This is a genomic window from Tardiphaga sp. vice154 (assembly GCF_007018645.1).
Classification (GTDB): Bacteria; Pseudomonadota; Alphaproteobacteria; order Rhizobiales; family Xanthobacteraceae; genus Tardiphaga.
The window spans coordinates 2,698,482-2,710,819 of record NZ_CP041399.1 but is presented as its reverse complement, the minus strand read 5'-3'; the positions used below and the strand labels follow the sequence as shown (position 1 = coordinate 2,710,819).

Sequence of the window (12,338 nt, the reverse complement as noted above, 5' to 3'; positions counted from 1 at the left end):
GGAACCCCGGCCACACTTAACTCTCAGACGCGTGAGCGTGATTACTCGGCTTCCGCCGTCATCGCCTTGGCCTGGGCGACCCAGCCATCGGCACGGGTCGGCAGGCCGACCTCTTCGCCGATCTTGTGGGCGTTGTCGTGATCGAGCTCGGCCAGCTGCCAGAAGTGGAAGATGCCGAGGTCGTTGAACTTCTTCTCGATCTCGCCGGACACGCCGGTGAGCTTCTTGAGGTCGTCGGCGGTGCCGCGGGGACCCGCCAGACCCTGGAAGCCGGCGGCTTCCGGAGCCGCGATGGCTTCCTCGATCGGGGCCGCCGAGGCGCCGATGTCGTAGCCGGAATCGCCCTGGGCGCGCGAGATGCCGTCGATGACGGCGCGGGCGATCAGGTCGCAATACAGCGTCAGCGCACGGCCGGCGTCGTCATTGCCCGGGACCACATAGGTGATGCCCTTGGGGTCCGAGTTGGTGTCGACGATCGCCGCCACCGGGATGCCCAGGCGCTGGGCTTCCTGGATCGCGATGTCTTCCTTGTTGGTGTCGATCACGAAGATCAGGTCGGGCAGACCGCCCATGTCCTTGATGCCGCCGAGCGAACGGTCGAGCTTGTCGCGCTCGCGCTGCAGCGTCAGGCGCTCCTTCTTGGTGTAGGCCGAGGCATCGCCCGAGTTGAGCACTTCATCGAGGTGGCGCAGGCGCTTGATCGAACCGGAAATGGTCTTCCAGTTGGTCAGCGTGCCGCCGAGCCAGCGCGAATTGACGAAGTACATCGCCGAACGCTTGGCAGCTTCGGCCACGACGTCCTGGGCCTGGCGCTTGGTGCCGACGAACAGGATGCGACCACCCTTGGCGACGGTGTCCGACACAGCCTGCAGCGCGCGGTGAAGCAGCGGCACGGTCTGGGCGAGATCGATAATGTGGATGTTGTTGCGCGCGCCGAAGATGTAGTCAGCCATCTTCGGGTTCCAGCGGTGCGACTGGTGGCCAAAGTGGACGCCGGCTTCGAGGAGCTGACGCATAGAAAATTCAGGAATCGCCATAGTTCTAATTCTCCGGTTGGTTCCTCCGGAAGCGTGTGAGCAATCAAGCGTTTAGGCAGGAAATCTGCTGTGAGGCCGGAATGCCACCGGATGGCCGTGAGGCCGTGCTTCCGTGTGAGATGGCGCGGTATATAGCCGGATTCCCGGGATAAGCAAGGCAAACCGGACACTTGCAGGTTTTTCTGCGTGACTGGCGGGATATGCCGTCACAAATACCCCGCCGGGCATTTTGAGGATATAACACGGCAATTGGGCACCATGACCGGATCAAGCACCTCTTTGGAGGGCAGACCATGACCGAGACACCATCGGAACAACTCGTCGTATGCCTCGATAACGACGGCTACGACGCCTCGCTGGAAAGACGAAAGATCTACATCGCGCTGGTTGATCAGGATGCTGACAAGCATGGGATGCTGCGCGTCATTGATGAATCCGGAGAGGACTACCTCTATCCGAAAGCTTCATTCGGCCCGATCACCCTGCCCGCCGCCTGAACAAAGCCGTGCTGTCCGCCTGAACGGCGCGGAGCACCCCGCCCGCTGGCCCCTGCATCATGGCTTCTGATAAATGGTCCGCCCGGCCCGGATAGTCATGCCGACCTTCGCAAGGTTGCGGACGTCGGCGGCAGGATCACCGTCCAGCACCACCAGATCGGCATCCATTCCCACCTCCACTCGCCCTTTTCGCGCGGCATGGAAGAAGCCCGCCGGATTGGTGGTCAGCGCCGCGAGAACCTGACTGGCCGACAGCGCGCGTCCCATCAATTCCAATTCCAACGTGGTATCGACGATTTTTGTGAAGCCTACGTCTGTGCCGAACAGGATGGTGCCGCCATTGTCCGAAAAGGTCTTCAGTTGCAGCACTCCGGCGTCGACCATGCTGGACGCCAGCAGCGGCGCTGTCGTCCATAGCGTCAGCGTTGGGATCAAGGCCGTGCCCTCGGCTCTGGCGAGACTCAATTGTTCCTCGCTGTAGTTGTGCTGCGCGGGTACGGTGTGAGCCATCACATCGACATGGGTCGCCAGCACGATGTCCACGCCTGCCTTGTTCTGTGGATGGGCGAAGACCGGCCTGCCTCGCGCATGGGCGACATCGACGGCTGCCTTGGCCACAGCCGGGTCCATGTTGACCACCGGCTTGGGGCCCCTGAACGAGCCGGTAAAAAGCTTCACGCCGTCGCTGCCCATGCCAAACGCCTCAGAGACCAGATTTGTCATCTCGCCCGGCGTCCCAGGCTCGGGCACCTCCACGTCGGCCGGCACATAGATCGGATGGCCGCCTTTCGGAAAGAAGTTAGGCGCGAGAAGTATTTTGGGCCCTGCGACCTCGCCGCTTTCGACGCGAGCTCGCAATGAAAGAGAGTTTTGCGGCACGGAGCCGAGATCCCAAACGGTGGTAAAACCCCAGCGCGTCAGCATCTCCTGCATGCGCAGCGTCAGTTGCCCGGCGGGCGCGCTGTCAGCCCGAAGCCATTGCGGTCCGGTGAAATGGACGTGGCTGTTCCAGAAACCGGCGACTACGGTCTTGCCTGTGCAATCGATCACCTGCGTGTCGATCGGCACCTGCACGTCCGACCGTTTGCCTACGGCGGTGATCATGCCGCCGGAGATCAACACCAAGGCATCGGCAATCGGAGACGCTGTTGGCGACGCGTAGACGGTCGCCCCTGTCAGCATCATCGACGGCCCATCACTGGCGTGCGCCTGACCAGCAAGCAATGCGAAGACCCAGATGATACTCAGCAATCGACCCATGGCACGGCTCATGGCTTTTCAAACCAAACAGCCGACCGCGCCCATCGTTCATGGCGTCGACTGACAAGGTAATTCTGCGCCTTAAGGGTGAAGAGTCCAGTGGACCGAAATCACAGCATCTCGACCTGTACCACCCCGGTCACCGCCTTGATGGCGCCGGCGATCTGCGGGGAGATGCGGAAGCGGCCGGGGAGCTTCATTTCGACCTCGGTTTCCAGATTCAGCATCATCACCACCGAGACGTCGCCCTCCCCCGCCCCGCCGGACGGCGCGGTCGGCTTCGGTGCCAGCACGCCGCGGCCGGAGGCGGCGGCCGCCGGCGCGTCACCGGACAGGCGCTTGACGATCGAATCCAGCGGCTTGGTGTCGCGCAGGAAGATGCGAAGACCCTTCTGGGTCTTGGCGGCGGCGGCATCCAGCGGCTCGGCATGCAGCACGCGGGCGCGAACGTCCTCGCCCTGCAGTTCGGCGCCGAGCTGCAGCAAGACGGCAGCGCCCGGCTCCAGCACGTCACGGAACTGGGCGAGGCCTTCCGAGAACAGCACGGCCTCGAAATGGCCGGTGGGATCGGACAGGCCCATGATGCCCATCTTGTTGCCGGTCTTTGTGCGGCGCTCCTGACGCGTCACCACGGTCGCGGCGACCTTGCCGGCGGTCGCGCCCGACTTCACGGCGCGGCAGAATTCCGCCCAGCTCTGCACCCGCAGCCGCTTCAGCACCACGGCGTAGTCGTCGAGCGGATGGCCGGACAGGAAGAAGCCGATGGCGTCGTATTCGCGGCGCAGCTTTTCGGCCGGCAGCCAATTGTCGATCTGCGGCAGCATGATGGTCGGCGCGTCCGCAGCACCTCCGAACATGCTCTTCTGACCGATCGTCTTGTCCTCATGCGCGCTCTGGCACGCCGCGAGGATCGCCTCGGCGCCGCCGAACACGCGGGCGCGGTTGGCGTCCAGCGTATCGAACGCGCCGGCGGCCGTGAGGCTCTCTATGACGCGCTTGTTGATCGCACGTGGACTCGCCCGCGACGCAAAATCCGCCAGCGAGGTGAACAGGCCTTTCTTGCGCTCCTCGACGATCAGGTCGACCGCGGCGCCGCCGACGCCCTTCAGGCCGGCCAGCGCGTAGAAGATGGTGTTGTCGGCGACCTCGAAGGTGGCAGCCGAGAGATTGATGTTGGGTGCCTCGAGCTTGATACCAAGCCGCTGCGCCTCGGCGCGGAATTCCGACAGCTTGTCGGTGTTGCTCATGTCCAGCGTCATCGACGCGGCGATGAACTCGACCGGGTAATGCGCCTTCATATAGGCGGTATGGTACGACACCAGCGCGTAGGCCGCGGCGTGCGACTTGTTGAAGCCGTAGTCGGCGAATTTGGCGAGCAGGTCGAAGATCGTGTCGGCCTGTTCCTTGGCGACGCCGTTCTTGACGGAGCCCGCGATGAAGATCGCGCGCTGCTTTTCCATTTCGGCGCGGATCTTCTTGCCCATCGCGCGGCGCAGCAAGTCTGCGTCGCCGAGCGAGTAGCCGGCCATCACCTGGGCGATCTGCATCACCTGTTCCTGGTAGATGATGACGCCGTAGGTTTCCTTCAGGATCGGCTCCAGCATCGGATGCATGTATTCCGACTGCTCGTCGCCATGCTTGCGCGCGCAATAGGTCGGGATGTTCGCCATCGGGCCCGGCCGATACAAAGCCACCAGCGCGATGATGTCCTCGAACCTGTCGGGGCGCATATCGACCAGCGCGCGCCGCATGCCCTGGCTTTCCAGCTGGAACACGCCGACCACTTCGCCCTTGGCCAGCATCGCATAGGTCGCGGCATCGTCGATCGGCAGCGTCGGCAGGTCGACGTGGATGTTGCGCTGCTTCAACAGCTTCACCGCGACGTCGAGCACGGTCAGCGTCTTCAGGCCCAGGAAGTCGAACTTCACCAGGCCCGCGGGCTCGACCCATTTCATGTTGAACTGGGTGACCGGCATGTCGGATTTCGGATCGCGATACATCGGCACCAGCTCGGAGAGCGGGCGGTCGCCGATCACGATACCGGCGGCGTGCGTCGAAGCGTGGCGCGTCAGGCCCTCGAGCCGCAGCGCGATGTCGAAGGCGCGTTTGACGATCGGGTCCTCGTCGCGAAACGCCTGCAGCTTCGGCTCGGACTCGATGGCGGCGGCGAGCGTCACCGGCGCCGCCGGATTCTGCGGCACCAGCTTGGTCAGCTTGTCGACCTGGCCGTATGGCATCTGCAGCACGCGGCCGACGTCGCGCAGCACGCCGCGCGCCTGCAGCGTGCCGAAGGTAATGATCTGCGCGACCTGATCGCGGCCATAGCGATTCTGTACGTAGGTGATGACCTCGCCGCGGCGGTCCTGGCAGAAGTCGATGTCGAAGTCGGGCATCGAGACGCGTTCCGGATTGAGGAAGCGCTCGAACAGCAGGCCGAATTTGATCGGGTCGAGGTCGGTGATGGTCATCACATAGGCGACCATCGAGCCCGCGCCCGAACCACGGCCAGGGCCGACCGGAATGCCCTGCTCCTTGGCCCATTTGATGAAGTCGGCCACGATCAGGAAGTAGCCGGCATAGTTCATGCGGTTGATGACGTTCAGCTCGAAGTCGAGCCGCGCGCGGTAGTCCTCCTCCGTCATGCCCAGCGAGACGCCGTGGACGGCGAGCCGCCGCGTCAGGCCCTCCTGGGCCTGCCGCTTCAGTTCCTCGGCTTCCTCGCTTTCGGCATCGGCGGCATTGGAGCCCGCGCCGACCGTGAAGCGCGGCAGGATCGGCTTGCGGGTGCGCGGCCGGAACGAGCAGCGCTCGGCGATCTCCACCGTGGAGGCCAGCGCCTCTGGCAGGTCGGCGAACAGCACGGCCATCTCGGAGCGGGTCTTGAAGCGGTGGTCGGGGGTGAGCTGGTCGCGCTCGGTGTCGGCGATCATCTTGCCGCCGGCGATACACAACAGCGCATCATGCGCCTCGTAATCGTCGGCCGTGGCGAAATACGGCTCGTTGGTGGCGACCAGCGGAAAACCCTTGGCATAGGCCAGATCGATCAGCCCGGCCTCGGCGCGGCGCTCCTTCTCGACGCCGTGGCGCTGCAACTCGATATACAGCCGGTCGCCGAACAGCGAGCCCAGGCGGTCGCAGCGGGTGGCGGCGAGTGCCGCCTGATCGGCATTGAGCGCCATAGCGATCGGGCCTTCCGGCCCGCCGGTCAGCACGATCAGGTCCTCGGCCTCCTCCAGCATCCACTCGAACTTGATATGCGGGGTCTGGTGGATCGGGGTTTCCAGGAACGCCCGCGAGTTCAGCTTCATCAGGCTGCGATAGCCGCGCTCGCGCGCCGCCAGAAATACCATGCGCGCCGGCACTGCGTTCAGCGCATTGCGGGCGTTAGGATCCTGGTCGCCGAAATCCACCGCGATCTCGCAGCCGACGATCGGCTGGATGCCGTAGCCGACCAGTTTCTCGGAAAATTCCAGCGCGCCGAACATGTTGTCGGTGTCGGTCAGGGCCAGCGCCGGCTGGTGGTCGGCCTTGGCCAGCGCCGCCAGCTTCTCGACCTTGATCGAGCCCTTCAGCAGCGAATAGGCCGAATGGGTGTGCAGGTGGACGAAACCGGCATTAGCCGCAGCAGCGGGTCTGGAACTCATGGCGTCAGGCAATCATCGACTGGAGGAAACGCGGCGACCTCGAAAGATCGACTCGCCAGTCCATGGTGATGGCTGGACCCGGGGCTGTCCACGCGAAACGAACGCGCCACCCAAAGCATCCCCGCTTTCCCGTCGCCGGCTTACGCCGCCCGAACGGGCCAGGCTCAGAGCTGGGGGATCAATTGCGCCCACACCGCAATCATGCCCACGAACAGAACGATCGACGCCAGTGCGGCAGCCTCTTCAACGAAAGTCTTCAACATGTCAGCCTCCGTGATCTCTAGAACGTATGAAGAACATAGTTCTTCCTTTGTTCTTTAGTCAAGCGAGGCGACAGCGACATTCACCGTCTGGTTGGGCGATGGTTAATCGCCTGCCGGGCATCGAATGCCCGGCCGTCACTCATTTCGACGATGTGAGTTGACGAATGGCCGGCGCGTCGATGTTGTGCGGTCCGAAACCAACACGCCGGTCGAGTCGGCAGGAGAAACTCAATGCGCAAAGCCCTGTTCGCCCTGATGGCCATCGGCACGATGACGGCAATCGACATCGCCCCTGCTGCTGCCGCCGGCGGCAGCTATCCGATCTGCATGCGTACGCGGTACGACCAGGATGACTGCCGCTTCGTGACCTTCGAGCAGTGCATGGCGTCGGCCTCCGGCCTCGGCCAGAGCTGTTTCCAGAACCCGGCGCTGGCCTACAGCCAGGAGCGCTATATCGATGAGCCTGCGCCGCGCCGCCGTCCGCGCAACCGCGACCGCTACGCCTACTGATTTCGAGCGGATTGACCGGCCCCTCACCGGGCCGGTCAGGCCAGCTCGATGACCTTGCCGTTTTGCAGCGACACCCGGCGGTCCATGCGGCCGGCGAGTTCCATGTTGTGGGTCGCGATCAGCATCGCCACCCTCGTCGCCCTGACCAGCTGCATCAGCGCCTTGAAGACGTGATCCGCGGTGTGCGGGTCGAGGTTGCCGGTCGGCTCGTCGGCAAACAGCACGCGCGGCGCGTTGGCGACGGCGCGGGCGATGGCAACGCGCTGCTGCTCGCCGCCCGACAGTTCGGACGGCCGATGCGTGATGCGCTCGCCGAGACCGAGATAGGCCAGGATCTCCTTGGCCCGCACCACGGTCTCGGAACGCTTCAGGCCGCGGATCATCTGCGGCATCATGACGTTTTCCAGCGCGGTGAATTCCGGCAGCAGGCGGTGCGACTGGTAGACGAAGCCGATGTCGGTGCGGCGAATCTGGGTGCGCTCGGCGTCGGACAGGCCGGACGTCGCGGTGCCGCCGACATAGACCTCACCCTCGTCCGGACTCTCCAGCAGGCCGGCAATGTGCAGCAGCGTCGATTTGCCGGAGCCCGACGGCGCCACCAGCGCTACCGACTGGCCAGCCCACAGCGCCAGCTTGGCGCCGTCGAGGATGCTCAGCACCGTCTCGCCCTGGGTGTATTGCCGCTTGATGTCGTGCAGGTAAACGACCGGGACTTCTTCGCCGGGCTGCGCCATGTCAGTCATGCTACTCGTACCTTAGCGCTTCGACGGGATCGAGGCGCGCCGCGCGCCAGGACGGATAGAGGGTGGCGAGGAACGACAGCGTGAGCGCCATAATCACCACGGCGCTGGTCTCGCCGATATCGACGTCGGCCGGCAGCTTGGACAGGAAATACAGTTCCGGCGAAAACAGCTCGGTCGAGGTCATCCAGGAGATGAACTGCCGGATCGATTCGATGTTGAGGCAGACGACGAGGCCAACGACGAAGCCGGTCAGCGTGCCGACCACCCCGATCGCAGCCCCCGTAATCAGGAATATCCGCATGATCGCGCCTTGCGAGGCCCCCATCGTGCGCAGGATGGCGATGTCGCTACCCTTGTCCTTCACCAGCATGATCAGGCCGGAGACGATGTTGAGCGCCGCCACCAGCACGATCAAAGTGAGGATCAGGAACATGACGTTGCGCTCGACCTGCAGCGCATTGAAGAAGGTCGCGTTGCGCTGCCGCCAGTCGACCAGGAAGACCGGCCGCCCCGCGGCCTCCGTCACCAGCTTGCGGTAGACTTCGATCTTGTCGGGATTGTCGGTGTAGACCTCGATCGAGGTGACGTCGGAGGCCCTGTTGAAATACGCCTGCGCTTCGGTCAGCGGCATGAAGACGAAGGTGCCGTCATATTCCGACATGCCGATCTCGAACACCGCGGCGATGCGATACGGCTTGATGCGCGGCGTGGTACCCATCGGCGTCACGGCGCCACGCGGAGCCACCAATGTGATGTTGTCGCCGGCGTGGACCGAGAGTTGGTCGGCCAGCCTGCGGCCGATCGCGACGCCCTGCCCGTCGTCGAAATTCTCCAGCGAACCCTGCTTGATGTTCTGGGCGATCGAGGTGAGGTTGTTGAGGTCGGCCGAGCGGATGCCGCGCACGAACACGCCGGACGCGTTGAACGGCGACGACGCCAGCGCCTGGCCATCGACCACGGGCGCGGCCAGCCGGATTCCCTTGACGCCGTTGATGCGGTCGGCCACGTCCTTCCAGTCGGTCAGCGGACTCTCCAGCGGCTGCACCAGAATATGGCCGTTCAGTCCGAGGATCTTGCCGAGCAATTCCTTGCGGAAGCCATTCATCACCGCCATCACGATGATCAGCGTGGCGACGCCGAGCATGATGCCGAGAAACGAAAAGCCGGCGATCACGGAGATGAAGCCCTCCTTGCGGCGCGCGCGCAGGTAACGGCCGGACAACAGCCATTCGAAGGCCGCAAAAGGTGGGGTTCGAACTGGCTCGCTCATGACGTCATCCATCCTGCGAATCGCATGGGATTCGGGCTAATTCTAGCCGCATCGTCGGCTCCCTGCCGACGGCGCGGTGGATAAGTCGTCAGGACGACAGCTTTGCGACGGCATCGGCCGCGCTGAGGTTCTCACGCGAACCGTCGCTTCGCCGCTTCATCTCGACCTTGCCCTCGGCCAGCCCCTTCGGACCAACCAGGATCTGCCAGGGCACGCCGATCAGGTCGGCAGCGGCGAATTTGGCGCCGGCGCGCTGGTCGGTGTCGTCGTAGAGCACCTCGACGCCGGCCGCATTGAGCTCGGCATACAGCGCCTCGCAGGCCGCGTCGGTGTCCGGCGATCCCTGCTTCAAATTGAGGATGACCGCCTTGAACGGCGCGACGGCTTCCGGCCACTTGATGCCGTTCTCGTCGTGGCAGGCCTCGATGATCGCGCCGACGAGGCGCGACACGCCGACGCCGTAGGAGCCGCCATGGATCGGCTGTTCGGCGCCGTCGGGACCGGCGACGAAGGCCTTCATCGACTCCGAATATTTGGTGCCGAAATAGAAGATCTGGCCGACCTCGATGCCGCGGGTGTGCACCTGCTTTTCGACCGGCACTTCGCGCGCGTAGCGTTCGGCGTCATGGACGTCCTCGGTGGCCGCATAGACCGTGGTCCACTGCTTGATGATGTCGGTGAGATCGGAATCATAGTCGATGTCATCGCCGGGCACCGGCAGGTCGAGCACGTCCTTGTTGCAATACACCGCGGACTCGCCGGTTTCGGCCAGCAGGATGAATTCGTGGCTGTGGTCGCCGCCGATCGGACCGGTCTCGGCGCGCATCGGGATCGCCTTGATGCCCATCCGCGCGAAGGTCCGCAAGTACGCGACGAACATCCGGTTGTAGCTGCGCAGCGCGGCGGCCTCGTCGACGTCGAAGGAATAGCCGTCCTTCATCAGGAATTCACGGCCGCGCATCACGCCGAAACGCGGGCGCTGCTCGTCGCGGAACTTCCATTGGATGTGATACAGGTTGAGCGGCAGGCTCTTGTAGGACTTCACATAGGCGCGGAAGATGCCTGTGATCATTTCCTCGTTGGTCGGCCCATACAGCAGCTCGCGCTTGTGGCGGTCGGTGATGCGCAGCATCTCCGGGCCATAGGCCTCGTAGCGCCCGCTTTCGCGCCACAGATCGGCGAGCTGCAGCGTCGGCATCAGCAGCTCGACCGAGCCGGCGCGGTCCTGCTCTTCCTGCACGATCTTCTCGATCTTGCGTAGCACCCGCAGCCCGAGCGGCAGCCAGGCATAGATGCCGGCGGCTTCCTGACGAATCATCCCCGCGCGCAGCATCAGCCGGTGCGAGGCGATCTCCGCGTCCTTCGGCGTTTCCTTGAGGATGGGCAGAAAATAGCGCGACAATCGCATGGGAAAAGCTCAAGAATCGGAGGGACACGGGGTACGGCGAGTGAAACCGGATCGGCCGCCAAAACACAAGGGCAGCCGCTGGCACGAAGGGAGTCCCCCGCTTTGATCCGACAAAGCGGGCTTATTTCGGATCGTGCTGAAAAAGGATGCGGAAGATTTTCCGGATGGACCGATGACGCGCGTCAACGACTATAAATGACGAAGGGCGCATCATTTTCGTGAATGCCTCAATTTTGAACAGCCATGCTGAAATTGATGACAAACAAAAAAAGATCGGCTACGACTCCAGCCTAGGCGGTATGCGAGGAAGAAGTCTGGTGGTCGAAGTATAAAGCGGTCCAAGTCTTAAACGGCTTAAGTCTTAAACGGCTTAAGTCTTAAGCGGTCCAAGTCTTAAGCGGTCCAAGTCTCGGGAGGAGCCCTGACGCGCTCAAGCTGCGTCAACCCGGTCATCAAGGATAAATTCCAACAATACGGGTAAAATAGGGTCAATACGATTTTCGAGCAGGGCTTTGGCCCTGCTCTTTTTTTGGTGTTCTGTTTTGGTTTTTTGCCGCTCGACGACGGCGTGCTTCAGGCCTTGCGGCCAGCCGGGTTCACGTCGGCTTCCTCGGCATCGCCTGACAACCACGAACACACCGCACCCTGCACTGCACCGACGCTCCCGAAGGTCAGGAGGTGCGCCAGCGGCATCGGGATCGCCGTCCATACCGACATCATCGCGACGCTCGCGACATAGCCCACCGCCGCGCTGATCAGCACCCTGGGCCACAGGCTGATCCTGTCACTGAGGAAGCGATCGATGAAGCCGATCACCAGGGTCGGAAGCACACCGAAAATATAGGCAAAGGGCAGCCCGAGCAGCACGCCCTCGGCGCCGCCGATCAGCCGGCCGACAGCCAACTGCCAGAGCAAGTAAATTGCATAGCCAAGCGCCGGCCCAAGCAGCAGAAAGATCAAGATACGCTTCACCGCCGTCTCCCTCGATACCCGCTTCTGCCGGGAGCACCATCGAACTTTAGATGGGGATGCCCATCAATTTTGAAAGCCGCTCGATGTTGAAATAGTCCATCCGGTAGGCGTACATCCCGATGCCGAAGAACACCGCCGAGATGACCGTGGTCCAGATCAGCTTGCGCCCCATGCGGGCGAGGATCGGCGCCCCCGGATCGGTGCCATCGGCGCCCTCGCCATCCTCATGCTGACTGCGCACGCCGAACGGCAGCGTCAGGAACAGCGTGATCCACCAGATGACGAAGTAGACCGCGAGAGCCGTGGAGATTGTGTAGGCCATCGATCAGGACTGTTCGATTTCGACGAGCGCGCCGGAAAAGTCTTTCGGATGCAGAAACAGCACGGGCTTGCCGTGAGCGCCGATCTTCGGGACGCCGTCGCCGAGCACCCGCGCGCCTTCGCCTACCAGCGTATCGCGTGCCACCAGGATATCCGGCACCTCGTAGCACAGGTGATGAATGCCGCCGTCGGGATTGCGCTCGACAAATTTGGCGATCGGCGAGGCCTCTCCGAGCGGCTGGATGAACTCGATCTTGGTGTTCGGCAGCGTGGCGAACACCGTGATGACGCCATGCTCGGGCAGCGGCACGGCGGCGGAGATCTCGGCGCCGAAAGCGGTGCCGTAGATTTTCGCCGCATTTTCCGCGTCGCTTACCGCAATCGCGACGTGATTGAGCCGGCCCAGCATGACG

General features: G+C 63.4%; 11 protein-coding genes. 2 read left to right on the top strand and 9 right to left on the bottom strand.

The annotated features are described in order from the left end of the window. Nucleotides 1–41 precede the first annotated feature (41 nt). Nucleotides 42–1,037 carry a 30S ribosomal protein S2 gene (locus tag FIU28_RS12660; protein ID WP_143573388.1) on the bottom strand — a complete coding sequence of 332 codons (996 nt, stop codon included), beginning with the start codon at nucleotides 1,035–1,037 and terminating at the stop codon, nucleotides 42–44. A gap of 293 nt (nucleotides 1,038–1,330) precedes the next feature. On the opposite strand from FIU28_RS12660, the gene FIU28_RS12655 reads away from it, so the two are divergent. Beyond that, nucleotides 1,331–1,534, top strand: a complete 204-nt coding sequence (locus tag FIU28_RS12655; protein WP_143573386.1) for a hypothetical protein — start codon at nucleotides 1,331–1,333, stop codon at nucleotides 1,532–1,534. A gap of 57 nt (nucleotides 1,535–1,591) precedes the next feature. Here FIU28_RS12655 and FIU28_RS12650 read toward each other — a convergent pair whose 3' ends face one another. Both FIU28_RS12650 and dnaE read right to left on the bottom strand, forming a co-directional pair. Then, the gene (locus FIU28_RS12650; RefSeq protein WP_143573384.1) at nucleotides 1,592–2,806 is read right to left on the bottom strand and encodes an amidohydrolase family protein; all 1,215 of its coding nucleotides are present in this window, start codon (nucleotides 2,804–2,806) and stop codon (nucleotides 1,592–1,594) included. Nucleotides 2,807–2,904: 98 nt separating this feature from the next. Continuing rightward, nucleotides 2,905–6,438: a DNA polymerase III subunit alpha gene (dnaE, locus tag FIU28_RS12645; protein WP_143573382.1), complete on the bottom strand. Its 3,534-nt coding sequence runs from the start codon at nucleotides 6,436–6,438 to the stop codon at nucleotides 2,905–2,907. Nucleotides 6,439–6,932: 494 nt separating this feature from the next. On the opposite strand from dnaE, the gene FIU28_RS12640 reads away from it, so the two are divergent. Further along, on the top strand, nucleotides 6,933–7,211 hold the full coding sequence (locus FIU28_RS12640; RefSeq protein WP_143573380.1) for a DUF3551 domain-containing protein: 279 nt from the start codon (nucleotides 6,933–6,935) through the stop codon (nucleotides 7,209–7,211). 35 nt (nucleotides 7,212–7,246) lie between these two features. Here the strand turns inward: FIU28_RS12640 and FIU28_RS12635 are convergent, their stop codons facing one another. The 6 genes from FIU28_RS12635 to mce form a co-directional block, all read right to left on the bottom strand. After that, entirely contained in the window at nucleotides 7,247–7,945 is a 699-nt protein-coding gene (locus FIU28_RS12635; RefSeq protein WP_143576165.1) for an ABC transporter ATP-binding protein, read from the bottom strand. A 10-nt stretch (nucleotides 7,946–7,955) separates the two neighbouring features. Continuing rightward, entirely contained in the window at nucleotides 7,956–9,236 is a 1,281-nt protein-coding gene (locus FIU28_RS12630) for a lipoprotein-releasing ABC transporter permease subunit (protein ID WP_143573378.1), read from the bottom strand. 76 nt (nucleotides 9,237–9,312) lie between these two features. Further along, nucleotides 9,313–10,632, bottom strand: coding sequence for a proline--tRNA ligase (proS, locus tag FIU28_RS12625; protein ID WP_143573376.1), 1,320 nt, complete (start codon nucleotides 10,630–10,632; stop codon nucleotides 9,313–9,315). Nucleotides 10,633–11,205: 573 nt separating this feature from the next. Then, nucleotides 11,206–11,604, bottom strand: coding sequence for a DUF5413 family protein (locus FIU28_RS12620; RefSeq protein ID WP_143573374.1), 399 nt, complete (start codon nucleotides 11,602–11,604; stop codon nucleotides 11,206–11,208). Between the two features lie 46 nt (nucleotides 11,605–11,650). Beyond that, nucleotides 11,651–11,926 (bottom strand): DUF1467 family protein, encoded by a 276-nt coding sequence (locus FIU28_RS12615; RefSeq protein ID WP_143573372.1) that lies wholly within the window; start codon nucleotides 11,924–11,926, stop codon nucleotides 11,651–11,653. Between the two features lie 3 nt (nucleotides 11,927–11,929). Then, the gene (gene mce / locus FIU28_RS12610) at nucleotides 11,930–12,334 is read right to left on the bottom strand and encodes a methylmalonyl-CoA epimerase (protein WP_143573371.1); all 405 of its coding nucleotides are present in this window, start codon (nucleotides 12,332–12,334) and stop codon (nucleotides 11,930–11,932) included. Nucleotides 12,335–12,338 lie beyond the last annotated feature (4 nt).

Bases quoted from the DNA above. Each gene is read 5' to 3' on its own strand.
- FIU28_RS12660 (WP_143573388.1), bottom strand. From the start codon at position 1,037: ATGGCGATTCCTGAATTTTCTATGCGTCAGCTCCTCGAAGCCGGCGTC.
- FIU28_RS12655 (WP_143573386.1), top strand. From the start codon at position 1,331: ATGACCGAGACACCATCGGAACAACTCGTCGTATGCCTCGATAACGAC.
- FIU28_RS12650 (WP_143573384.1), bottom strand. From the start codon at position 2,806: ATGAGCCGTGCCATGGGTCGATTGCTGAGTATCATCTGGGTCTTCGCA.
- dnaE (WP_143573382.1), bottom strand. From the start codon at position 6,438: ATGAGTTCCAGACCCGCTGCTGCGGCTAATGCCGGTTTCGTCCACCTG.
- FIU28_RS12640 (WP_143573380.1), top strand. From the start codon at position 6,933: ATGCGCAAAGCCCTGTTCGCCCTGATGGCCATCGGCACGATGACGGCA.
- FIU28_RS12635 (WP_143576165.1), bottom strand. From the start codon at position 7,945: ATGGCGCAGCCCGGCGAAGAAGTCCCGGTCGTTTACCTGCACGACATC.
- FIU28_RS12630 (WP_143573378.1), bottom strand. From the start codon at position 9,236: ATGGATGACGTCATGAGCGAGCCAGTTCGAACCCCACCTTTTGCGGCC.
- proS (WP_143573376.1), bottom strand. From the start codon at position 10,632: ATGCGATTGTCGCGCTATTTTCTGCCCATCCTCAAGGAAACGCCGAAG.
- FIU28_RS12615 (WP_143573372.1), bottom strand. From the start codon at position 11,926: ATGGCCTACACAATCTCCACGGCTCTCGCGGTCTACTTCGTCATCTGG.
- mce (WP_143573371.1), bottom strand. From the start codon at position 12,334: ATGCTGGGCCGGCTCAATCACGTCGCGATTGCGGTAAGCGACGCGGAA.